Source organism: Streptomyces sp. NPDC006384, assembly GCF_042870695.1.
GTDB lineage: Bacteria > Actinomycetota > Actinomycetes > Streptomycetales > Streptomycetaceae > Streptomyces.
In genome coordinates this window covers 28,457-51,352 of sequence record NZ_JBIAHR010000033.1, presented here as the reverse complement: position 1 = coordinate 51,352, position 22,896 = coordinate 28,457, and the positions used below count along the sequence as shown (strand labels likewise).

Annotated in this window: 22 protein-coding genes and 1 pseudogene; 19 read left to right on the top strand and 4 right to left on the bottom strand. The window is 71.8% G+C overall.

The features are described 5' to 3' along the window. Positions 1-7 precede the first annotated feature (7 nt). The 9 genes from ACFYOJ_RS32805 to ACFYOJ_RS32765 all read left to right on the top strand — a co-directional run bounded on the left by ACFYOJ_RS32805 (position 8) and on the right by ACFYOJ_RS32765 (position 10,561). A complete protein-coding gene (locus ACFYOJ_RS32805) occupies positions 8-1,537 on the top strand; it encodes a ricin-type beta-trefoil lectin domain protein (protein WP_356557643.1) in 1,530 nt (509 codons plus the stop codon). Between the two features lie 188 nt (positions 1,538-1,725). Beyond that, on the top strand, positions 1,726-2,706 hold the full coding sequence (locus ACFYOJ_RS32800; protein ID WP_356557642.1) for a TIGR03557 family F420-dependent LLM class oxidoreductase: 981 nt from the start codon (positions 1,726-1,728) through the stop codon (positions 2,704-2,706). Continuing rightward, positions 2,693-2,968 (top strand): hypothetical protein, encoded by a 276-nt coding sequence (locus ACFYOJ_RS32795; protein WP_388598430.1) that lies wholly within the window; start codon positions 2,693-2,695, stop codon positions 2,966-2,968. Before ACFYOJ_RS32800 ends, ACFYOJ_RS32795 begins: the two co-directional genes overlap by 14 nt. A 282-nt stretch (positions 2,969-3,250) precedes the next feature. After that, complete coding sequence (locus ACFYOJ_RS32790; protein WP_356557640.1) at positions 3,251-3,646, top strand: hypothetical protein; 396 nt, start codon at positions 3,251-3,253, stop codon at positions 3,644-3,646. A 28-nt stretch (positions 3,647-3,674) separates the two neighbouring features. Further along, positions 3,675-7,271, top strand: a complete 3,597-nt coding sequence (locus tag ACFYOJ_RS32785; protein ID WP_356557639.1) for an NACHT domain-containing protein — start codon at positions 3,675-3,677, stop codon at positions 7,269-7,271. A gap of 351 nt (positions 7,272-7,622) precedes the next feature. Then, positions 7,623-8,288 (top strand): formylglycine-generating enzyme family protein, encoded by a 666-nt coding sequence (locus ACFYOJ_RS32780; RefSeq protein WP_356557638.1) that lies wholly within the window; start codon positions 7,623-7,625, stop codon positions 8,286-8,288. Positions 8,289-8,687: 399 nt separating this feature from the next. Continuing rightward, positions 8,688-9,557, top strand: coding sequence for a hypothetical protein (locus tag ACFYOJ_RS32775; protein ID WP_356557637.1), 870 nt, complete (start codon positions 8,688-8,690; stop codon positions 9,555-9,557). Between the two features lie 103 nt (positions 9,558-9,660). Then, entirely contained in the window at positions 9,661-10,005 is a 345-nt protein-coding gene (locus tag ACFYOJ_RS32770; protein ID WP_356557636.1) for a DUF6042 family protein, read from the top strand. After that, complete coding sequence (locus ACFYOJ_RS32765; RefSeq protein ID WP_356557635.1) at positions 9,998-10,561, top strand: AAA family ATPase; 564 nt, start codon at positions 9,998-10,000, stop codon at positions 10,559-10,561. Before ACFYOJ_RS32770 ends, ACFYOJ_RS32765 begins: the two co-directional genes overlap by 8 nt. A gap of 67 nt (positions 10,562-10,628) precedes the next feature. On the opposite strand, the gene ACFYOJ_RS32760 is transcribed toward ACFYOJ_RS32765, so the two are convergent. Then, entirely contained in the window at positions 10,629-11,132 is a 504-nt protein-coding gene (locus ACFYOJ_RS32760) for a hypothetical protein (protein WP_356557634.1), read from the bottom strand. Between the two features lie 401 nt (positions 11,133-11,533). On the opposite strand from ACFYOJ_RS32760, the pseudogene ACFYOJ_RS32755 reads away from it, so the two are divergent. Both ACFYOJ_RS32755 and ACFYOJ_RS32750 read left to right on the top strand, forming a co-directional pair. Further along, positions 11,534-11,815: pseudogene (locus ACFYOJ_RS32755) on the top strand (TetR/AcrR family transcriptional regulator); the annotation flags it as partial. Positions 11,816-12,024: 209 nt separating this feature from the next. Then, positions 12,025-12,792 (top strand): class I SAM-dependent methyltransferase, encoded by a 768-nt coding sequence (locus ACFYOJ_RS32750; RefSeq protein ID WP_356557633.1) that lies wholly within the window; start codon positions 12,025-12,027, stop codon positions 12,790-12,792. A 758-nt stretch (positions 12,793-13,550) separates the two neighbouring features. Here the strand turns inward: ACFYOJ_RS32750 and ACFYOJ_RS32745 are convergent. Next, the gene (locus ACFYOJ_RS32745; RefSeq protein WP_356557632.1) at positions 13,551-14,543 is read right to left on the bottom strand and encodes an alpha/beta fold hydrolase; all 993 of its coding nucleotides are present in this window, start codon (positions 14,541-14,543) and stop codon (positions 13,551-13,553) included. Next, entirely contained in the window at positions 14,540-15,460 is a 921-nt protein-coding gene (locus ACFYOJ_RS32740) for a zinc-binding dehydrogenase (RefSeq protein ID WP_356557630.1), read from the bottom strand. The genes ACFYOJ_RS32745 and ACFYOJ_RS32740 overlap by 4 nt, the downstream gene beginning before the upstream one ends. An 89-nt stretch (positions 15,461-15,549) precedes the next feature. Between ACFYOJ_RS32740 and ACFYOJ_RS32735 the strand changes: the two genes are divergently transcribed. The 7 genes from ACFYOJ_RS32735 to ACFYOJ_RS32705 all read left to right on the top strand — a co-directional run bounded on the left by ACFYOJ_RS32735 (position 15,550) and on the right by ACFYOJ_RS32705 (position 20,868). Beyond that, positions 15,550-16,494 carry a LysR family transcriptional regulator gene (locus ACFYOJ_RS32735; protein ID WP_356557629.1) on the top strand — a complete coding sequence of 315 codons (945 nt, stop codon included), beginning with the start codon at positions 15,550-15,552 and terminating at the stop codon, positions 16,492-16,494. A 36-nt stretch (positions 16,495-16,530) separates the two neighbouring features. After that, positions 16,531-16,893: a hypothetical protein gene (locus ACFYOJ_RS32730; RefSeq protein WP_356557627.1), complete on the top strand. Its 363-nt coding sequence runs from the start codon at positions 16,531-16,533 to the stop codon at positions 16,891-16,893. A 369-nt stretch (positions 16,894-17,262) separates the two neighbouring features. Then, a complete protein-coding gene (locus ACFYOJ_RS32725) occupies positions 17,263-17,766 on the top strand; it encodes a hypothetical protein (RefSeq protein WP_356557625.1) in 504 nt (167 codons plus the stop codon). A 223-nt stretch (positions 17,767-17,989) separates the two neighbouring features. Then, entirely contained in the window at positions 17,990-18,478 is a 489-nt protein-coding gene (locus ACFYOJ_RS32720; RefSeq protein ID WP_356557623.1) for a MarR family transcriptional regulator, read from the top strand. Then, entirely contained in the window at positions 18,475-19,776 is a 1,302-nt protein-coding gene (locus ACFYOJ_RS32715; RefSeq protein WP_356557622.1) for an MFS transporter, read from the top strand. The genes ACFYOJ_RS32720 and ACFYOJ_RS32715 overlap by 4 nt, the downstream gene beginning before the upstream one ends. A gap of 23 nt (positions 19,777-19,799) precedes the next feature. Then, the gene (locus ACFYOJ_RS32710; RefSeq protein WP_356557621.1) at positions 19,800-19,949 is read left to right on the top strand and encodes a hypothetical protein; all 150 of its coding nucleotides are present in this window, start codon (positions 19,800-19,802) and stop codon (positions 19,947-19,949) included. Between the two features lie 175 nt (positions 19,950-20,124). Next, positions 20,125-20,868, top strand: coding sequence for a DUF5701 family protein (locus tag ACFYOJ_RS32705; RefSeq protein ID WP_356557620.1), 744 nt, complete (start codon positions 20,125-20,127; stop codon positions 20,866-20,868). On the opposite strand, the gene ACFYOJ_RS32700 is transcribed toward ACFYOJ_RS32705, so the two are convergent. After that, positions 20,803-21,606: an HAD family phosphatase gene (locus ACFYOJ_RS32700; RefSeq protein ID WP_356557619.1), complete on the bottom strand. Its 804-nt coding sequence runs from the start codon at positions 21,604-21,606 to the stop codon at positions 20,803-20,805. The two genes, ACFYOJ_RS32705 and ACFYOJ_RS32700, sit on opposite strands and share 66 nt — an antisense overlap. 529 nt (positions 21,607-22,135) lie before the next feature. Here ACFYOJ_RS32700 and ACFYOJ_RS32695 point away from each other — a divergent pair. Next, positions 22,136-22,801, top strand: a complete 666-nt coding sequence (locus ACFYOJ_RS32695) for a ScbR family autoregulator-binding transcription factor (RefSeq protein WP_356557618.1) — start codon at positions 22,136-22,138, stop codon at positions 22,799-22,801. Positions 22,802-22,896: the final 95 nt, after the last annotated feature.

The following is a 22,896-nucleotide window of genomic DNA, read 5'->3' as shown; positions in this document are numbered from 1 at the left end:
AGGTGCAGTGAAGGGCACACGGCACAGACACCACTGGCTGACGGCGGCCGCCGCCGCGGTGGCGGTGATCGGCGGGACCATGTCCGCCACCGCCCCCGCGCAGGCCGCACCGTCCGGCCCCGGCGCGACCGTCTCCTCCGTCCCGCTCCCTCCCGAACTGGAGACCCTCCGCGCGGCCGAGGCCGTCGAGCTCTACGGAAGCCCCGCCGAACGGCCGCTCGACGACCGCAGGACCAGCCTGGTCTCCCTCGGCGACAGCGAGATCTCCGGCGAGGGCATCGGCACCTACGAACCCGGCACCAACGGCCCCGACAACTGGTGCCACCGCTCACCGGAAGCCGCCATCCACCGCACCGGCATCCCCGCCGACCTCACGTTCGACGTGTCGTGCTCCGGCGCGTCCACCGTCAACATCCGCATCGGCGGCACCAAGCAGTACGCCGACGAACTCGTGCAGAGCGACAACCTGGCGATCAAGGCGCGCAACACCCGCGTCAAGATGGTGCTGCTGGTCGCCGGGGCCAACGACGACCTCCAGTTCGGCCCCGTCATGACCGACTGCGTCACGCGCTACCTGCTCGGCCAGGGCCCCTGCGAACCCAAGTACGCCCCCGGCTGGCAGGCCCGCGTCGACGGCCTCGTCCCCAAGGTCGAGCAGACCGTACGCGACCTGAGGAGCGTGATGAGGGACGCGGGGTACGCCGACGGCGACTACAAGCTCGTCCTCATGGGCTACCCCAGCCCCATCGGCCCCGACTTCCGCGACAACCCGGACTTCTCCGGCAAGCTCGCCTGCGGCGGCCTGGGATACGACTCCGACACCGTCTGGGGCCGCAACACCGCCGTACCCGCCTTCGAACGCGGCATGCGCAGGGCCGCGGCCGAGACCGGGGCGATCTACCTCGACAACTCCCGGCTCTTCCACGGACACGAGGTCTGCATGGAGGACACCTGGGCCCGGGGCGCCTACATCGACCTCTCCAAACCCGGCACACCCGACGAGAACTCCCTGCGCCAGTCCTTCCACCCCAACGCGCGCGGCCACGCCGCCTTCGCCTCCTGCCTCACGCAGCTGTACGCCTCGGGAGCCCGGGAGGCGAGCTGCGCGGACGTCGACTCCTCCGGGAAGCCGGTCCTCTTCCCGCACGCCTGGGACGCGGTCTACCGGCCGCTGACCAACAGGGCGACCGGCACCTGCGTGGACGCCGACGCCGCCGCGAGCGCCAACGGCACCCGTGTCGTGGGCTGGACGTGTCACGGCGGCCGCAACCAGGGCTGGTGGTACGACCCGCAGCGGGGAACCGTCCACACCGAGCTGACCCAGGACCGCTGCCTGGACGTCCCCGACGCCCGCTACCCGGCCGGCACGGGCCTGGTCCTGTGGAACTGCCACGGCGGGACGCACCAGAAGTTCGTCCGTGACGGGGACACGATCCGGCCGTCGGCCGCGCGGGGGCTCTGCCTCACCCTGGCCGGCCCGAAGGAGCCGCTGCGGATCCAGAACTGCGACGGCTCGGCGAACCAGCAGTTCACCTAGGCACCCCACCACCCCACCGGCCCACCCGGGCACCCCGCCCCCCGGCGGGGTGCCCCCGGCGGGACCCGCCGGAACGGCCGGGCGGGAAGCCGGCCGTGCCGTCCGAGTGGTGTGCCATCCGGGTGGTGTGCGGGCCGCGGCTGTGCCTGTGCCCGCCCGCGTACGCGTCGACTGCCAGAGTTGCCCGCATGGAAATCGGCTACAAACTGGCCTCAGAGGCCTTCGGCCCGGAAGAACTCGTCCGCCAGGCGGTACTCGCGGAAGCCGCGGGCTTCGACTTCGTCGAGATGAGCGACCACTTCCATCCGTGGCTGGACGTCCAGGGCCACTCCTCCTTCACCTGGACCGTGCTCGGCGCGATCGCGGCGAAGACGGAACGCGTGGGACTGGTGACCGGAGTGACGTGTCCGACGGTCCGCTACCATCCGGCGATCATCGCGCAGGCCGCCGCGACCCTCGCCCTGGTCTCCGGCGGCCGCTTCGTCCTGGGAGTGGGCTCCGGCGAGCGCCTCAACGAACACGTGGTCGGCCGGGGGTTCCCCGACTCGGTCCGGGTCCGCCACGAACTGCTGCGCGAGGCACTGGACATCATCCGCCTGCTGTGGCGCGGCGGATACCGCTCGTACGAGGGAAAGCACCTCAGGCTGGAGGACGCGCAGGTCTTCGACCTGCCGGAGAAGCCCCCGCTGATCGCCGTGGCCGCCAGCGGTGCCGATTCGGCGCGCATCGCCGCCGAACTGGGGGACGGCCTGTTCGCCACCGAGGACAAAGCCTCGATCGTCCAGCACTACCGCGCCGCCGGCGGCACGGGCCCCGGCTACGCCGAAGTGCCCATGGCCTGGGCCCCCGACGAACAGACGGCCGCCCAGGCCGCGCTGAAGACGTCACGGTGGGCCCTGACGGGCTGGAAGGTGATGAGCGAACTCCCCAACCCCGTCAACTTCGACGCCGCCACCACCACGGTCCGCACGGAGGACATCCTCGGGAAGTTCGCCTGCGGCCCCGATCCGGACCGCTACGTGACGGCGGTCCAGTCCTACCTCGACGCCGGGTTCGACAGGCTGGTCATGCAGAACGCGGGCCCCGACCCCGACGGGTTCATCGACTTCTACCGCCGTGAACTCGACCAGCCGCTGCGACGACTGCGTCCCGCCCGTGCCTCTTCCTGACGGCCACCGCGGCACCTCTCCCGTCCGCGGCATCGACCACGTCGGCGTCACCGTCCCCGGCACCGAGACCGCCGCCGCCCGCGTCGAGGAAGCGGGCGGGCGCGTCCTGCCCGGACCCAACCCCCTGCCCGGCCCCGAGAACGGGCAGCGCAACCGCCTGGTCCACACGCACACCCCCTGGGGCAGCACCCTCGAGCCGATCACCCACCCGGATCCCCAGCCCTACGAGAAACACACCGCACGCCGACGCCGGCGCCCCTGACCTCCCTGTTCCGCCCGGTTCGCCAGAGCGGGCGGACGGCGCCCGGACGCCGGCTCGTTCCGTCTCGCGCAGTGACCTGTCGGGTGCGCTCCGGCGACCCCGAAGTACCGCTCGGAGCGGCGGCGGGCCCGGCCGGCACTTCGCAGCACGACGGAACGCCGCGTACAGGGCGCCCTTGGACCCCGGCAGCACTCTTAGGCCACAAGTGGCGTGCGTCGGCTCGTAGTTGGGAATTAGGGTCGTACTCCTGGAGGTCGTCGGAAGGGGAGACGCGTGGAACCCGTGGCAGCGGACCTTCTCATGGCTCTGGCGAGCGGGACCGCCGGGGCCGCCGGACAGAACCTCTGGGAGCGGCTGCGTACCCTCGCCCAGCGGCCCCCCGCCCGGCAGCCCGACGCCGCACAGGCCGACGGCGAGCCCGCGGTGGACGAGTTGGCCGTGGCCCTGGACGAGGACGCCTCCGACGAACAGCGCGCCGCCCGGCTGGCCGAGGGCCTCGCCCTGCGGGCCCGCCAGGACCCGGCGTTCGCCGAGGCCCTCACCCTGTGGCGACGGGAGGCGGAGCAGCTGTCCGCCGTGGCGGCCGGCAAAGGCACCCAGCATCAGGAGATCTCGGGAGGCACCCAGCACAACGTCGTCTTCACCCGTGACGTCCACGGTTCGGTCAACCTCGGCTGACCGGGGAACGGAAGCGGGGGAGACGGGTGTGGCGGGCGGCGAGGGAGGCCGGACGGCCGACGGCGGCGGTTTGCATCAGGAGATCTCCGGGGGAACCCAGCAGAACGTCGTCTTCGCGCAGGTCATCGAGAACGTCTCTCTTCACGGGGATCACGACCTTCGCGCGGTGCGCGGCACCGGCGGTCCCGGCGCGGCGGTCCTGCCGTCCGCCGTCGTTCTGCTCGGGGTTTTCCTGCTCCTCGCCCGCCCCAGGCTTCCGCTGCCCGCGGAACTCGACCCGGGGCCGGTGACCGGCGGCTGGGCACTCCTCGCAGGCGCCGCCGGATATGCCGTATGGTCCCGGGTCCGCAGGGAGCGGGCCCGCCGACGCCTGGCCGCCTGGCGCACCAGGCGCAGCCTCGCCCGCGCCACCGAGGCCCTGGCGGAGGGCCTGGCCGTCCGCTACGACGAGGACGAACGTCTGACAAGGATCAACGACCCCTACCCGCTGGACGTGACCTGGACGACTCCGGAGGCAGAGGAGGCAGGGGAGGGAGCCGACGCAGAGGAACACCACCTGCCGGCGCGTCCCGCCCCGCCCGACATCGCCGCCTTCTACACCACCACCCCCGCCCGCCGCCTGGTCGTCCTCGGTGGCGCCGGGGCCGGCAAGTCCGTGCTCGTCCTGCGCCTGGCCCAGACACTGCTGCACCGCCGCGCCAAGGGCTCCGACGACCCGGTGCCGGCGGTCGTGTCCCTGGCCTCCTGGGACCCGGACCAAGGACTGCTGCGCTGGATGGCGGAGCAGCTCGCCGACGCACACCCACAGGCGTGCACCCCGGTCCCCGAAGCGCCCGCGGCGGACGTCGCCTTCCACCTCCTCCTCACCGGCCGGGTCCTGCCCGTACTCGACGGCTTCGACGAACTCCCCGAGGACCGGCGGGCCGCCGCCCTCCACCAGATCAGCCAGACCATGCGCGGCCGCCGCCCCTTCGTGCTGACCAGCCGTGAACCCGAGTACCGCGAACACGCGCCCGAAGAGGCGGACTTCGAGCGCACCGAGATCCGGCTGAGCCCGCTCGGTGACGCGACCGTACGGGCATACCTCGCCCCCGGCCGGGCCCGCAGCCGATGGACACCGGTCCTGGACCGGCTCGCCGGCCACTCCTTTGCCGCACCGCCCGAAGTGCGGCGGCTGCGCGAGGTGCTGAGCGTTCCGCTGATGGTCGGCCTGGCCCGGGTCGCGTACGCCCGCACCACCGCCGATCCGTCGGAGCTGCTGGACCCGGTCACGTTCAGGACCCGCGCCGACATCGAACGTCACCTGTACGACGCGTTCCTGGACGCCGTCTACAGCTCCTCGCGCGACATACAGGCGGCGCACGGCGGCTGGTCGCCCCAGCAGGCCCGCGCCTGGGCCGGTTTTCTCGCCGCCCGGATGAAGGCGGCGAACGAACAGGACCTCGCCTGGTGGCGCCTGGACGAGTCCCTGCCCCGGTCCGTCGCCGTGCTCGTCCTGGTGCCGGCGCTCCTCGTCGGCTCGCTGTCGGTCGCGGGCATTGGCTACGGCCTGCCGTGGTGGTGGCAGTGGCTGCCGCTGCTGTCTCTGTCCGGCGCGTACGCGATGCTCTGCGGGCTGGCACTCGCCGGGGAGGCGGCAGCGCGGACCACGGGGCGGCATGTGCCGCCGCGCAGGCTGCGCCGGCCCGGCCGCGAAGACGTCCGGGACGCCTTTGCCCGGTGGCCGGACCGGGCGCGGGCGGCCCTGGCCGTCTTCGCGATCGCCGCGGCAGGGACAGCCGCCCTCCGCGGGGGCGACCTGGGGTTCTTCCCGCTGGCCTACGGCTCCGGCGTGGTGGTGTGGTGGTACGGGCGCCGGGTCCTGGGGCGCGTGTGGCGCAGCGCCGATCCGGCCCTGGCCGGCACCCCGGCCGCCCTGCTGCGGGCGGACCGGCGAGGCGTGCTCACCCTGGGCTGGTTCGCCCCGCTCCGCCCGGGCAACGAGGCGACACCGCTGAGGTATGTCCTCCTCCTGCCACCCGTGATGCTGCTCACCTGGCAGTTCATAGGAGGCGGCAGGGACGTCGTCACCGTCCGCCACTGGGCGCTGATGGCCGTGACCATGCCGGTGTTCTGGCTGCTGTTCTCCTTCGGCCACTCCGCATGGGGCGGGTTCACCATGGCCCGCCTGTACTTCTGGGCCACCGGCCGGCTTCCCTGGCGTCTCCTGCCGTTCCTGGAGGACGCGCACGCCCGCGGGGTGCTGCGGCAGGCCGGCGGCGCCTACCGGTTCCGGCACATCGAACTGCGGGACCGCCTTGCCTGCAGCGTGCCGGCCGAGGTGCTCGCGCAGCCCCGGACCACCCCCGAGCGGGTTCGCCGGGCCGTGGCCGCGGTGCTCGCCCTCGCGGTCTCGGGCGGGCAACTCGCGGTGGTCTACGGCGTAGTGCACGCCGAGAACCTGCCGGGGCCGGTCCGCTCGCTGCCCGCCGCCTGCGCACTCCTCGACCCGGCGGACCTGTCCCGGCTGATGAAGGACCCGGCCGAGGCAGGCACAGCCGACGGAGGGTCATGCTCGGCGGACGAGCAGGCGCCGTTCAGCCGCAACGTGTCCATCCGCATCAGTCAGAACCTGCTGGCCGGCGACGGGGCCTCCCTCAGCGGACCCGAGACAACCCAGTCCTTCTACGTGCAGTTACGGGACCAGGCGACGAAAACCGCAGAGAAGGACGCGTCGGCCGGCGGCTTCCACCGGGATCTCAGCGGCCTGGGACACGAAGCGTACCTGGCGGTCTGGCCCGGTTCGACCGACCTGGCGGGGAGCAACGAGGCGCCGGGGGCGACGGCCAGGGTCGGCGTGCGGACCGGCAACGCCCTGATCCAGCTCGACTACACCGAGGAATTCGCCCCCCTCGGCCGCGCCGCCGAGATCGCCCAGATCCTGTCCCGAAAGGCGCTCCAGAGGGCGGACCTCACCGGGCTCCAGCCCCGCGAGGGGGATCCGGAGCCTTTCTTCCAGGGGACCACCGAGCCGGCCGTCGACCGGCCGCTCACCTCCGTCACGCCACAGCCGCCCCTCCCCGGCAGAGACCACCGCTTCGTGTTCTACAACCGGCGGACTGAGGGTTCGGTGCACGGCGCGACCTGGCAGGGCGACGAACGTTCCCACCTTTGGCTGCTGTCCCTCGCCCACTTCGTCTTCCGCGCACCCAAGCACATGGACTGCCGTTTCGGCAGTTACGGCGCCGGCGCCCCGCCCACGTACACGTGCACAGCGCTGCCCGACCACGTCGAGGCGGGTCTGCTCCCCGAACTGCGACTGGAGTTCCGCAGCCTGTGGTGCGGAGAGAACTGCACCGACGAACAGAAGACCGAATTCCTGCGCGCCGCCCCCGGCCATGCCGCCACCACCTGGACGAAGCACGACAGACGTACTTACTACGCGCCCGAATCCGTCGGCGACAACCGCTACCGCATGGCCATGAAACGGCTCTGGGGCTGGCAGGACAGGAGCGAAGGCACCCAGCACGCCTTCCTGCTGTGGGTGCGCATCGAGGTTCCGTCCGAGCACCGTGCCCTGGCGCAGAAGGTCGTCAACGACATGTACGCGCAGACGGGCGCCGCCGAGATCATGCAGTTCGACTGACTCCGTACCGGCCCGGCCCGCACCCGCCCGCCTCCGGACACCAGGGCTCGCCCCCGCCCCCGGCCGGCGGCCGGAGGGTGACCGCCGTGCAGATACCCGCCAGGGAGTCCCTCTCCGCCACGTTCCAGTCGCTGGAGAAGGCCGGGACCGCACCGGCGTCACGCAGGCGGCGCATCGGCCACGTCTTGTGCCGGCGGTCCGCGGCTCGATCACATCGTCGGTGTACGGCTTCAGCGGCCCCACGCGCAGGCGGCCGCAGCCCTTGCCGCAGTGGAACCTGGCGGGACGTCAACGGCTGTACCGCCGGCCCCATGGCCGATCCAGAACAAGCGTCGGTGCGATCATCTCCCCATGGACACGAGCGCGGGAAAGATGATCGCCGTTCCGCCGGGGCAGGTGACGCTGTCGGACCGGCGGACGCAGCGCAGTTGGCCGGTCGAGCTCGCGCCCTACGCACTCGCGGCGCTCCCGGTCACCCAGGCGCTGTACGCACAGGTCACCGGCCTGCGGCCGAGCACCGCCCAGGGGGACTCACTGCCCGTCGAGAGCGTTTCCTGGTGGGACGCGGCCCGGTTCTGCAATGCCCTGTCCCGACGTGACGGGCGCTCACCCGCCTACCGCTTCCACGACGTCGGGGAAGGAATCGAGTGGGACGCCTCCGCCGACGGGTACCGGCTGCCGACCGAAGCCGAGTGGGAGTACGCCTGCCGTGCCGGTACGACCGGACCTCACTACGGGCCGCTCGACGAGATCGCCTGGTACCGCGACAACTCGCACGAGCGGATCCACGACGTGGGCGGCAAGCAGCCCAGTCAGTGGGGCCTTTACGACATGCTCGGCAACGTCTGGGAGTGGTGCTGGGACGTCTACGACGCCGAGGTCTACGGCGCCTACAGAGTGCTGCGTGGCGGAGGCTGGTTCGACGAGCACTGGAGCTGCCGGGCGTCCGTGCGGCGTCGCAGCCACCCGGCTTTCCAGGTCGACGACGTGGGATTCCGCATCGCGCGTTCCCTTTGAGTGTCGAGGACGGCCACCAGGCGGCCTCCCGCGGACGTCCCGTCCGAGCCCCGTCCGGCTCCTGTACGGCCTACGGGAGCCGCCCTGCGCAGCCTGACCGCACACCAAGTGGACGTGCCCGGCGGGGCCCTGCCGACTTCCACCAGCCGTTCCTGCCCGAGGGGCCGGCGCGCATGACGGCGGTGGAGGAGGAACGCCCGCGCGCTGCTCGCGGGCGCCTCGCGGCAACGGGTGCGGCTGATGCCGCGGGCCGTGGCGTTCGTGCTGTGCGCCGCCCTGCCGCCCGTGATCGCAACACCGCGCGGGGAAGAGTGTGTTCGCGTGCGCTCGGGGCATCCGGGTCGGCAGGAAGCCGCCGAGCCGCAGGGGCCGGACGCTGTCGAGGGGATGGGAACGCACATGCGGAGCAGAGGGACGAAGGCGAGCACGATCGGTGTGGCCGCCGTCATGGCGAGCGTCGTTCTGACGGGCTGCGGTGGCGACGATGAACCGAAGGCGCAGAAGACCGGTGCCGCACCGAGTACGAGCGGTGGCGCTGGTGCTCAGGAGCAGGGCACCGCGCAGGTGCGGGCCGCCTACGACAAGACGGCCGCGGCCGAGACAGCCAGGATGACGATCGACATGAAGCTCTCCGCACAGGGTGAGTCGATCACGACCGCGGGCAAGGGCGCGCTCGACTTCGAAGAGGGCGAGAGCGTCATGACCGTGACCGCCGAGGGCAAGAGCATCGAACAGCGCGTGGTCGACCAAGTCCTCTACCAGAAGGTGCCCGGGCAGAAGGTCCAGGGCGGCAAGACCTGGATGAAGATCGATCTGAAGAAGGCCGCGCAGGCCCAGGGCGTGAACGGCCGGCAGATCGGCGACCCGGCCCAGTCGGCCGCCTACGCCAAGGCGATCACCGACAAGGACGTCACCGAGGCCGGCAAGGAGAAGATCGACGGCGTCGACACCACCCACTACAAGGTTTCGGTGGACGTCGCCGAGCTGCCGAACGGTGCCCAGCTGCGCCGGCAGGTCGGCCCCACCCTGCCGATGCATGTCTGGCTCGACGACGAGGGGCGGCTGCGACGCCAGCAGCTCGACATGACGGTCAAGGCCCCGGCGTCCGCCGGCGCGAAACCGGACAACGGTGCCTCGCCGCAGCAGATCAGGATGACCATGGTGATGCACTACTCCGACTTCGGTACCGAGGTCGACGCGGAGGCACCGCCGGCCGCCCAGGTGGCCGACATGACGGACGAGGTGATGAAGCAGGGCCAGAAACGGTAAGGCGGTGCAAGGAACGGGCGGTCGGGCGGCACGGCTACGGCCCGGCAACCGGGGCGTGTTCGGCCGCCGGTTGCTGGGGCCGCCCCACGAGGAAGAACCACGGATGACCGAGAACCCGTCTGTGCCCGGTCCGCGCCGGGACATGGTGATGCGCAACGACCGGTGGGATTCGGGCTGGAACCACGTCCTGCCCCGCCAGGGCTTCCCGCCGACGATGCGGATCAGCCCCCTGGACCGCCTGGCGGCCGCCACCGGCCAGAACACCGACGATGTCCGCGTCACCCTCACGGAACTCGTGAAGTCCGGCGACGCCCAGGCCCGGCACGGGCAGGAACCGGCCGACACGGTACGCCTGGCGACACACCGGCGTCTCCGCCCGGTCATGAACTGGGACCACTTCCACGAGAACCGGACGGAGCCGAGCGCAGGACCGACGGCCCATGACTGAGAACGTGCCGGGCGCGGTGGGAAGGGAAGACACCCGCCTGATCGTGATCCGCGGCAACAGCGCCTCGGGGAAGTCGTCCGTCGCGGCCGGCCTGCGCGAGAAGTTCGGCCGCAATCTCGCGATCGTCGGCCAGGACAACCTGCGCCGGACCGTGCTGCGCGAACACGACCGGCCCGGCGGCGCGAACATCGGCCTGATCGACCTGACCGCCCGCTACGCCCTGGACAACGGCTTCCACGTCGTCGTGGAGGGCATCCTGTACGCCGACCGCTACGGCACGATGCTCCAGAACCTGGTGCGCGCCCACCGCGGTGTCACACGCTGCTACTACCTCCACGTCCCCTACCCGGAGACGGTGCTCCGGCACGCGACGAGAGCCGACGCCGAGTACCTCGGGCACGTCACCGAGGACCATCTGCGTGACTGGTACCGGGAGAAGGACCTGCTGCCCGACGGCATGGAGAGCGTCATCGACGCGGCCTGCACCCTGGACGACACCGTCCGGCGGATCCTGCGCGAGAGCGGCCTGGACCGGATCCCGCCGGTCGACCGTTGACGAACCGGCCGAAGGTGCCGCCGGGAAACCACTCCCGTCGACCACACCACGAGCCCCGGGGGAAACCTCAGTCCCTCTCCCGTACGGCGACCGAGAAACCGAACTCCCCGCCGGGCTCCTCGCACAGTGAGCCGGGGATCCCGCCGACGGCCGCACACAGGGCCTCGGCCATGCCGCGGGTCAACGGTCCGTCGGGGCGCGGGTCGTCGGAGCGAGGGTCGTCTCCGGACGCGGCGTCGGACTCCCGCCGAGGCCGGAGGCCCGTGTCCCGGTCGGTGAAACGTGGCAGAGTCACCCTGCCGTCGTCCTGGAGCCATCCGCGCGCCGCCGCGGCCACCACGACCCGGATCCGGCGCTCGTAGGTGTCCGGCACCACCTCGGTGAACAGGGTCAGCCGCACCAGCCCGTTGCCGTCGTCCATCCCGTAGGGCAGGGACCACTCCACCACGCCGTCCACCGGGTCCGAGCCGAGGTCCCCCGCCGCACGCTGTGCCAGGTAGTCGGCTCGGCACAGATCGATGAACGGCCCGAGTTTCTCTGCGACGTAGGCGTGCCAGTACTCGACGGCCATGTACAGCCTCCTCGGTGAGGGCGCAGCCTTCCGGTCCGGCCTGGTAACGGCCAGCCTACACAGCGCAGTTGGCGCTGCGGCGGCAACGCCGGCCGGAGGGGACCGGTCCGGGCTTTCTCCTGCCCGGGCTCCACCCGTGGTGCGAGACCGTCCCCCGGCCCAGGAGGAGTGGGCTCGTCCGGACGAGGGCCCGGGACGCTTCCTGTCAGCGCACCTCGTCGAAGAACTCACGGGCGTCTCCGACGAACAGTTCCGGGGCTTCTCTCGCGAGGAAGCGGCGCCCCTGCCGTGTCCGGCCTGGGCGGTCCGATGCCCCGCGGCATCTCTGACGTGCTCGGGGGCCGGGTAGGGGAAGGCGAGAGACCGAATGACATGACGGTGTCCTCTCTCGGGTCATACGTTTGCCCGTCGATCTGGCCATCCGCGACTGGGCCCGCCGCGATCCCACCGTCGCCGAGCGTCTGCGCCGCGTGGACAATAAGCGCATTCAGCTGGCGCGCGACGCGATCCGCACCTTCTGCGACGACCCTGACGAGGTCGAGGCCCGCGCCCTGCTCGCCTTCTGCACAGCCATCGGCAGCCACTTCCTCGCCGCCGACCACCCCGGCACCACCCGTGCCCCAGTCCTCGCCCGCGCCGCCGACATCATCTTCGGCCTCCCCCCTGGCAGCCCCGGCGTATGACCACCCTCCCAGGAAGTGCGTTGCCGGTCCTCGCTGTCCGGGGCCGAGGGCCCGGACTCCGGGGAAGGGCCGGCACTCGGCTTCGCCACACCCGCTCAGCTTGCGGTTGAACGTCAAGCTGACGAGTCATCTCCTTCGGTGTGCTGCGATCGCCGCCAGGAGCGTAAATCCGTTGCCGTAACACCGACGTCTTCGATGGAAATGCCTCCATGACTGCCGCTGAGGACCGTGCGGAGCACGTGGTGCGGAACCGGCACTACTGGGACGACCAGGCGGCTGCGTGGCACGGGCCGCTCGCCCGCGATCAGTGGTCACAGACAGAACCACGGTGGGGATTGTGGGCCACGCCCGAGTCAGAGGTCCGCGTACTTCCCGACGGCACAGCCGGGATGCGCGCCATCGAGCTGGGCTGCGGCACTGCCTACGTTTCCGCCTGGCTGGCCAGAGCAGGGGCCGACCCGACCGGGATCGACCTGTCGGAGAAGCAGCTCGCCACCGCTCGCGCGATGCAGGCGGAGTTCGGCATCGGCTTCCCCCTCGTCCTGGGCTCGGCCGAGAAGGTGCCCTGCGACGACGACACGTTCGACCTGGCGATCAGCGAGTACGGCGCCTCGTTGTGGTGCGACCCCTACCGGTGGATCCCGGAGGCGGCCCGGGTTCTCGTTCCTGGAGGCCGTCTGGTGTTCATGCGCTACTCGCCGCTGTACGCGCTGTGCGCATGGCCCGGCGGATCGGCGACCACCACCTTGTCCCGCGGGCAGTTCGGTCTGTCCCGGCTGGATTGGGGGGATCGCGTGGAATGGGTCCTTCCGCATGGCGAGATGCTTCGTCTGCTCCGGTCCTGCGGCTTTGTCGTCGAAGACCTGATCGAGGTCCAGGCACCCCGGCCCGCACACCGGGACTACGCGGAGATCCCCGCCGACTGGGCTCACCGATGGCCCGGTGAGGAGATCTGGAAAGCCCGGCTGGCAGGCTGACAGGCCGTCGAGGTCACCGCGTCGGACAGGGAAGGAGAAACGGCTCGTCGGCCGGCCGCAGGAGACGTCCAGCGGCCGGCGCCACCGCGCGGACAGGCCCTCGGGCAGGCCGGCGGGGCGCGGACGTATCTCCACGCCGAGCAGTGCGGCGGCCCGTCGCCGGTGCCACTCCGACCAGTGCCGCAGCGCCCGCACCGACCCGCATCAAGAGGGGCAGTGCCGTCAGCCCGAAGGCGATCGCGCCCACGGCCGGTACCGGCAGTACGAGCAGGGGCGCCGACGCTGCCGGCAGGCCTACCGGCAGATACGCGCTTGCCCTGATCACTTGCCTTCGTGACTCGCTCGTGCGGATCAGCGCGTGGCACACCCCGTGGCGTGCACAGTACGGCTGGCTGTACCCCTGGCCCCGGGCGTCGGCCTCCGCCCGCCACGTGCAGGCGCGCCACCGCGGCCATGCGCCCGGCACCCTCACCCGCCCGGTCCCTCCCCCCCGGCCCGTCCGTGGGCAACGTACGTCCGCGCACCGGCCCCTGCAGCGGCAGCGCCTTTTGGACGGTGAAGAACACGCCCTTGAGGTTGACGGCGATGCCGTGGTCGAAGTCCGGTTCGGTGACGTCCTCGAATCAGTGCCTCGACCGCGCCGAGGTCGGCGGCGCCGGCCACGATCCCCGAGGCACCCGGGCCGAGCTCCGCGACAGCGGAGTCCACCCGTGCGCGGGTGCCGCCGGTGATGAGGACGGTCTTGTCGGTGCACCGGTTCATGCCGGTGTTCCCGTCAGGGTGTGCGTGAGGTGGTCGCCGAGGTGGGGCAGCCAGTCGGGCCGCGCGTTACCGAGGAGATGGTCGCCGTGCGGGACGGACAGGTAGCTGCCGTGCGGCGCCAGACGGGCCAGGGGCTCGCCGTTCGTCACGCCGGGGATGACGTCCTGACCGCCGTCCACGACCAGCAGCGGAGCCGCGATGCGGGGTGCCAGGGCGGTGAGGTCCACGTGGTGTACGAACTCCTGGGCGGCGTCGGTTCCCCCGGCGCGTCGGGCCATGAGGTCCCGTACCGGCGGGGGCAGTTCTTCCCAGTCGAGGCGGAAGGGACCGCTGACGGTGGCGACGGCCGCCACGCGCGGCTCCAGCGCCGCGGCCCGGGCCGCGAAATACCCTCCCAGACTCAGGCCGACGAGCCCGATGCGTGCGACGCCGAGGGCGTCGACGACCCGCCCCACGACCCGCTCGTAGTCCGGCACGAAGGTGGTGGTCGCCGCCAGCACGCCCTGTCCCGGGCCGTCCATCGCGAACACCGCCAGCCCCCTGGCCAGCAACGCGGACACCAGATCGAGGAACTCCTCCTTGGCCGAGTCCAGGCCGGGGACGACGACCACGGTCCCCGGCGCGTCGACGGGGCCGCGCAGCCAGCCGGTGAATCCCTCGCCGCTCACCCGCCGCGCACCGGGCTCCAGCACGGTGAGCGCTCGGCTCAGGGCGCGATCCGCCTCGACGGCGGCACGAGGTGCTTCCGCGTACGGCGCCAGGGTGGCCAGGTGGAACCACCGGGCCGCCGCCAGCAGGTACTCGCCCGCGGAGAGGGGGGACTTCGCGCCCTTTGCCCGCTGGAGGTAGCCGTGCCCGGTGCGCAGGAAGGACGGCCCCCAGTCGGCGACGGAGGTGAGTCCATCGGTGACGCGCCGGTACTCGTGCGGGTCCACGCCCGCACCGATGGCGCGGGACCACTGGGCGGCGGCGTACTCGGCGGTGCTCATCGTGCTCCTCCGGTCAGCAGGACGGCCTTGCCGCGTATCCGGCGCTCTCGCAGGTCGACCAGGGTGCCGGCGGTCTGCGCCCAGTCGGTGATGCGGCCGATCTCCGGGTGCAGCCGGCCCTGTTCCACGAGGCGCACCAGGGCGGAGAGATCGGGACCGTACGGGGCGCCGGCGTAGTGGAAGTGCCGGATCGTGACGCGCTCGGGCCCGCCGAGAAGCTGGAAGAAGTCGAGGGTCACCGGGATGCGGCTCGCCTGGCCGAACCAGACGAGTGTGCCGCCCGGACGCACCTTCGACAGGGCGAGGGGCAGATCGGGCCCGCCCGTGGACTCCAGCACGACATCGAACGGTCCCCGGGCCGCCGCGACCTCGTGCACCACCTTCGCGCCCAGCTCCGCGAGCCGCTCACCGCGCACCGGCGTGGCCGTCACCGCGGTCAGCTCGGCTCCCGCGCTGACGGCCAGCTCGGTGACGTAGTGGCCGACGCCGCCCGAGGCACCGGTCAGCAGCACCCGCCGGCCGACCAGGGAACCGGCCGTACGCAGCAGCCGCAGCGCGGTGATGCCCGCCAGCGGCAGGGCCGCCGCCCGTACGCTGTCGATGGCGCCCGGCAGCACCGCGAGCGAGTGCGTGGGCACGGCGGCGTACTCGGCCCAGCCGCCCTGCGCCGGGTGCCCGACCACGCGGGCGCCGATGCCGGGGCCGGAACCGTCGGCTGCCGCCTGCACGACGAGACCCGCGATGTCCTTGCCGGGCAGTGCCCCCGGCCGGGGGCACTCGAGAAGGAAGGTCTCGCCCCGGTTCGGTGCGAACGCCTCGACCTTGACCAGCGTCTCGCCGGGCTCCGGCACGGGCTGGGGGACCTCGGTGAAGGCGACCGGACGCGCCGGGTCACCCGTGGGAATCAGTCTTCGCATGGAGAGGATGCAACTCCCGTGGGAGCCCCACGATCCAACAACGAACGGGCGAAGCCGACAACTTCTGGTTGTCACCTATGGTGAGAGCCATGGATCTCGACGTGGCCCAGGTACGTGCCTTCGTGCGCACCGCCGAGGAACTCCACTTCGGCCGGGCGGCCGGGGCGCTCGCCATCTCCCAGCAGGCGTTGTCCAAGAGGATCGCGCGGCTGGAGTCCCTGCTCGGCACCGAACTGTTCCGGCGCGGCGGCAACGGCGTACGCCTCACCGACGCCGGACGGCGTTTCCTCCCGCCGGCCCGGCAGGCCGTGGCCGCCGCCGATGCCGCCGTCGCGGCAGCGGTCGGTGAGGACCGTCCACTGCGCGTGGACGTCTGGGGCCACCTCTACGCGCCGATGCGGACGCTGGCCCAGGTCGCCGGGCAGGCCGGGAAGCTGACGCTGGGGCACGGGCGTGATCTGCCGTCGGTGACGGCGGCACTGCTGCACGGCGACATCGACGCGGCCTTCGGCCGGGTCCACCCCCCACTGCCCGCCGGTCTCGCGCACCGCCTGGTCCGCCTCGAGCCGGTGGATGCCGTACTGAGCACGGACCATCCGCTCGCAGCCGAACCGGCGCTGCGACCGGCCCAGTTGCGCGGCAGCACGCTGTGGGCACCCGGTGCGCTGGACCGGCTCGATTTCCTCCACCGGTTCGCCGACCGGTTCGGCATCCGGGACACGGCCACGAGCGTCAACCTGGGACTCGCTCACTTCCTCGCCGAGGTGGCCGGAGACCCGCACCGCTTCTCGCTGGTGCCCGCGGACGTGCCACTGCCGGAGGTCCCCGGCCTGTGCTCGGTCCCCCTGGTCGATCCCACGCCGCTGTACGCCTGGTCACTGCTGTGGCGCACCGGCAACGGACATCCGGGACTGAACAGCCTCACCGCCGCCTGCGCGGGAGAGGCCGGGCGAAGGCGATGGCTGGAGTACGACCCGGCTCGCGACTGGCTGCCCGAACCCCCCGCAAGCGACCCTGGCCCCGGATCAGAGTGACCTCGCTGCGGACCCTGCACGAAGCAGCCCGGGATCGTGAGCGACGACTTCAAGCGTGTGGGATCGCACGACCGCCCGATGTCCATCCGCGCCGGCCCTGCGGGCTCCCCGTGCCGGATCGGCAAGGACGAGGTGGCGATCCAGTACCGCATCGTCCGCCGCGCCTCGACCGCCAGGCAGTCCCTCGACGCACAGCAGGACTCCCTCACCGAGGCCGGAGCGACACACGTCTTCTCGGAGAGGATCTCCACCCGCGTCACCACGAGACGAGCCTGCGCGACACCGCCACGCGGCTCGTCGTCACCACGGGCGCGAAGAAAGACCGGCCCCTCACCCGCCACCGTCGTGCGGATGCTGCGCGAACACGACGAACAGGCCGCCACGACGGCAGCCACGTGATCACCCGGCCGGGTCGGTCATGCTCAGAGTCAGCCGGTGATGGGCTGCGGCGGTGGCGGTGCCGAGGCAGACGTGGCGGCGCATGTCGTATGGAGTGACCACCGCCCGGTAGTGCTTGAGCCGGTTGACGGCCCGTTCGATAAGCGCTTTCCGTGCACGCCGTCGTCAGCGAGCATTGATGGCGTGAACCCACCTACACGTATCAGTACGCTCACGCTGAGGCATGCGATACCGCACCCTCTCGCGACAGAGCAGTGGGCGGAGATGCGCCCACTGATCGATGGCCGGGATGTGCTCGGAGAGATCCATCCCGAAGGGGTGGCGAGCTGCTCACGCCGGGAGTGGTTCGGGCCGGCCGAGGAGTGGCCGTTGACGGCGCTGAAGGAACCTCGCCGGATCGAGCTGTCCAACAACGACTGCTGCACCGGATGCTGCGGAGGAATCTTCGTCACCATCCACCGCCAGGGCGGCCGGGTGGTGTGGTCGTCCTGGCAGAACACGAACGACATCCGGATCCCCGTACCCGCGGATGTCCACTTCGACGCAGTTCAGTACGACGCCGAACTGGCACGTGCCGTTGCGGACACCGCCTGGGAAGAGCCCGTGGACACCATCGCCCGGCTGGTGACCCAGGAACTCGCGGGCAGCAGCTGGTTCGAGCGGTGGGATTGCACGGTGGACCAGGTGGAGCTCCGGCGTACGGTGCCCGAAGGGGTGGAGGTGTACTTCAGCCGCCGGGACACACGGGCGCACGGCCCCGACTTCGCCTTCGATCTGCCCGTCACCCGGCACGAACCGGCCGAGGAACAGGCCCGGCGGTTCATCGAACTGATCACGTCCGCCGATCCCCGCAAGATCGCCGAACCGCTGTAAGGGCTCCTGACAGAAGTGGTGGGCTTTGACCTGGCGAGAGGCCGGTGTCGTGCACGAGGCCGCGAGGCGAGCGGAACGCGGTCAGCCGCGTGATCGCACGTGAGGAGCCCGGCGACGCCGGCGGTCATCCCCGGGACACGGGTCCCCCGTGGATGGGGTCGAAGTCGCCGTCGCCCGTTCCGAGCACGGGCCCCGATTGTCGCAGCGCTGTTATATTAGCGCTATGACATCTTCGGATCCCACAGCGCTGCCCGATCCCTGGCGCTCCCTGCACGAGCTTCTGGCATCCATGGACGCCGAGATCGAGCAGGTCTACGTCGAGCGTGGCATCGAGGGGGTACGGCCCCGGTTCGCCTATCCGCTGATCCGGCTCGCCCACACCGGACCACTGACCATCCGCGAGCTCGCGGAGTCCCTGGGCCGCTCGCACTCCGCGATCAGCCAGACCGTCACCGCCATGCGCAAGGAGGGTCTGGTCACCTCCGAGCCTGGTCCTGACGCCCGCACCCGGCGGATCGACCTGACCGAGCGCGGCCGGTCGCTGGTGCCGTTCCTGGAGGCGGAGTGGCGCGCCACCCACGAGACCGTCGCCGAGCTGGACGGCGAGGTCCCGTACGCGATGACCACCGTCGTCGAGGATGTACGGCGGGCGCTGGAACGCCGGCCGATGCGGCAGCGGATCCTCGACCACCTTGCCGGGCCACCGCGATGAGAGGGCGTGTCCGTGTCCGGTTCCTCGACACCCGGCCGCTGCGGACCAGTCAGCCGTTCCGCGACCTGTGGATCGGCACCTCGTTCTCCCAAGCCGGTGGACAGATAGCCAACGTGGCGGTGCTGGCCCAGGTCTGGGACCTGACCGGCAGCCCGGTGGGCACCGGTGCCATCGGGCTCGCCACCGGCCTGCCGATGGTGCTGTTCGGGCTGCTCGGCGGCACGTTGGCCGACACCGCCGACCGCCGTGCGGTGGTGCGGGCCACCACCGCAGGCCAGCTGCTGGCCGCCGCAGGGCTGTGTGCCCAGGCCCTGGCGGACAACCGCAACGTGCTGCTGCTGCTCGCCCTGGTGGCCATGGGGACGAGCTGCGGTGCCCTCGGAGCTCCTGCCCGGCGCACCTTCCCGGTCCGGCTGCTGCCGGGCGACCAGGTCGCGGCCGGTCTTGCGTTGACCAACGTCTCGTTCCAGGCGGCGATGCTGGCGGGTCCCGCGATGGCCGGACTGATCATCGCCCACGGGGGTTTCCCTGCCGCCTACGCAGCCCAGGCCGTGGCCATGGCCGTCTCGGTGCTCGCGATGATCCGTCTGCCCGCCATGCGGCCCGAAGGCGCCGACGCAGAAGGCGGCAGGCGGCGGGCGGAGCGTGGCGGCTGGCGGATCGTCCTGCGCCGCCCGACGCTGTGGGGCTCGATGGCCACCGACCTCTCCGCAACGCTGCTCGCCATGCCCGTCGCGCTCTTCCCGCTGGTCAACGAGATCCGCTTCGGGGGAAACCCGCAGACCCTCGGCCTGTTCCTCTCGGCCGTCGCGGTCGGGGGGATCACGGCCGGTCTGCTCTCCGGCACGGTGACGCGCTGGCGCCGTGGCGGCCTGGTCCAGTTGTCCGCAGCCGGTGTCTGGGGCCTGGCGCTGGCCTGCTTCGGCCTGTCGGGGCAGTTGTGGCCGGCGCTCGGATGCCTGGCCGTGGCGGGCGCCGCCGACACCGTGTCCGTCGTCACCCGCGGTGCCCTGGTCCAACTGGAGACCCCGGACGTGTACCGGGGGCGGGTCTCCTCGGTGGAACACGTCATCGGTGTCGCGGGCCCCGAACTCGGCAACTTCCGTGGCGGCCTGTTGGCGTCGGCCACCTCCGCCTCCTTCTCCCTGGTCATCGGCGGACTGTCCGCCGCCCTGGCGATCGCCGCCGTGGCCGCGGTCAACGCGCCCCTCCGCGCCTACCGCACGCCGCCTGCCGCCGCGAAACCGACCGCTCCCCAGGCCGCCGACACAGCGGCGACCACCGGCCAGGTCACCTGATGCGCCTCCGGCCTCGAGCCCCGGTGAGAGGGGGTGTCACCGCGTCGTCGGCCGAGGACCTGCCCGGTGTCCCGCCCACCGGCGGCCTCGGCCACGGCACCGTGTCCTGGGACGCCGAGCGGGTGCGTGCCATGGCGGCGGTCGTGGCCGGACGCGGGGTGACACCCTGCTGACCGTCGCCGCCGTCCACGGCGACGAGAGCGACGGCAGCGCCCGGCAGTACGACACCGCCGTGGTCCCCGCCCACCGCGGCAGAGGGCTCGGCGTATGACTCGAGGCACACATGCTGCGCCGGCAGCGCGCCATCCACGCGTACCGGCTCGTCCTCACCGAACGGAAGGAATCCGCATGACGTCCTTCGACCCGGTCGCCGAGTTCGACCGGCGGGTCCGCACCCTCACAGGCCTCGGCTACCCGAAGCTGTCCCGGCTCACCGAGGAGAGGTTCACGGCCCTGCTCGAGCCGCTGCGTGCCGCCGTGCCGACGGCGGCCGGCGCGGACCGGGACCTGGAGGCCGGCCGTGTGCCGTTCGTCCTGGCCGTCACCCGCGAACTCGCCCCCATCGAGGAGACGATGCCGCGCACCGCGCTGCACGGCGGCGGACCGCCCGGCTTCGTCGACCGGTCCTTCGAGCCCGGCGCCCTGGAACGCTTCACCGCCACACCGGAGACGCGCCTTCCCGGACAGCGGGCATACCTGCTGACCGGCGTCGAACGCGGTGAGGAGTTCTGCGGCGTCGTGCCCCGCGACGCCATGGCCACGATCACCGGACGGGGCCGCTCCCCGCTGACCATCGAGGAAGGCATCGCCCTTCTCACCCGGTTCCCGGAGCTGATGGTGAAGAACAGGTGCTTCTCGCTCGGCGGTTCCCGCAGTGGTGACCGCCGGGCGACGGAGGCCATCATCCCGGTGGCGGCCTGCGCTGTGGGGGCTGATCAGGGCGACGACCGGCACGAGGGCTCTCCACCGCCTCTGCTGCCGGCTCCCGTCGTGATCGACGCCCCGTTCTGGTGTGAGGGACGCCCCCTACGCCGACGTAGGGTCCTCGTCGGCGCGTTCGGCGCGTTCGGCGCCCGAGGCCCGGGCCGGTAGCCTCTCCCGTGCCCACGCCAGCACCTCCTCGGTGCCCAGTCCTGCGACCCAGACGTCGGCATGCCCGCTGTCACCGCCGTTCGGCAGCGGCCCCACCCCGATCACCCGCAGACCCGCGCGCCACGCCGACTCGATCCCGGTGAGGGAGTCCTCTACGGCGAGGGCGGCCGCTGGAGGGACGCCGCACAGGCGCGCCGCCGTGCTGTAGACGTCGGGCCACGGTTTGGGCCGCACCACCCGGCCCTCCTCCCCTTGCGCCACCGCCTTCGCCGCCTCCTCCGCTCCGGGCTCGCCGGGCATCACCGTGGGCACGACGACGTGGCGGAAGTACCGGCGCAGTCCGGCGCGGGAGAGGCTCTCGTCCACCACCTCCAGCGGACAGTTGCTGGCCACCGCCAGCGGAACCCAGCGGGCACACAGCCGTACGAACTCGCCGGCGCCCGGCATGGTCAGCGGGTCTTCCGCGACGAGGGACAGGAAGTGCCCGAGGAGCGCCGCCGTCAACTCCAGGGCCAGTTCCGGCTTGTTCGTCTCCTGGGCCATGAGTCGCCCGCAGTCGACGTAGTGCACGCCCTTGGCGCGTTCCGCGAAGCCCGGTGGCGGCAGCAGTCCGAACTCGCGGAAGGCTCGGGTGCGGGCGTCCTGCCAGTGACGCTCGGTGTCCATCAGGGTCCCGTCGCAGTCGAAGACGATGGCCTCGGGGAGCCAGTTCGGGAGAAAGCGTGACGTCGGTGCCACGATGGCCTCCTGGGAGCGAGCGGTCGCACGCGTCGTGGGACCGCGGAGCGAAGAGCTGCGGCCTCCCGGGACGGGCCTCCAGGGCCGTCGCCGTTCCTCGCCGATTCCTTCGACCGGAACGATTCGCATTTCGGGGCATCAGCCGCAAAAGGAAAACATTGCAACGGCTACGTTATTCTGGCTCCGAAAAGCGGCGCAATCACTACTTCGAGTGCTCGACTGCGACGCGGTAAGGGTGTAAGCCGCCTTTGGCGGTGAGCCCGGACCGGCGTTTCCGGGACGTCAACGCATCCTGGAAAAAAGGAACTTGGTCCTGCCTCTGCGGTGCCCGAACTCCGCCGACGTGCGACGACGCCGTCGGCCGGCGGAGCGGGAATCGACCCTGAAGGGTCACTTGTCACTCGCGCGTGTGCGTATTCGAAAGAAAATGCAATGACGGCGCACGGTTGACGCTTGTTTACTCCGGGCGTACGCGGGCGCACTACATTTTCCGTCGTTCATTCCCCAACGAGCAGAGGGACACGGGACTGTGCAGGAACGGGCCAGAGAAACCCGCAGATCACTCCTGGAGGCGGCCGCCTGCCTCTTCGCCCGGCAGGGATACGTGGGCACCAGCGTCAACGAGATATGCGCCCGGTCCGGACGGACCAGCGGCTCCGTCTATTTTCACTACACCAACAAGGAAGGCATCGCCCTCGCCGTCGTCCGCGACGGCTTCGCCACCTGGCCCGGCCTCGCCGCGCGGTACGACGACCGGACCGTGCCGCCGCTGGACCGCCTCGTCATCCTGAGCTACGAGATCGCCCGCGCCCTCTCCGAGGATCCCCTGACGCGCGCGGGCGCCCGTCTGTGGGCAGAGCGCAACACGATCAACGTCCGGCTCCCCGACCCCTTCGTCCTCTGGACGGCCGCAGCCACGCGGCTGCTCGCCCAGGCCCGCAGAGAAGGACAACTGGCCGCCCATGTCCACCCGGCCCCCACCGCCCGCACCCTGGTCCGCGCCTTCTTCGGCTTCTGCACCCTCACCGAGGCGCTGGAAGGCCCGGCCGCCCTCACCGGCCGCCTCGCCGACTGGTGGCACCTGACCCTTCCCTCACTCCAGCGGGACCTGCGCCCGGTGCACATCCCGGTGCTCCCTCCGGCCGACGGCGCGACTGCCTCACAGGCGCCCACCGCCGCCGGGCACGGCGGATAGGGCCGGCCGGCAGCGGCTCCCTCGTGCCGGCAGTTGCCGCACTGCACGGGGGAGCGTGTCCCGGAACGACGTGTCAGCCCGGTCCGCCGAGCCGT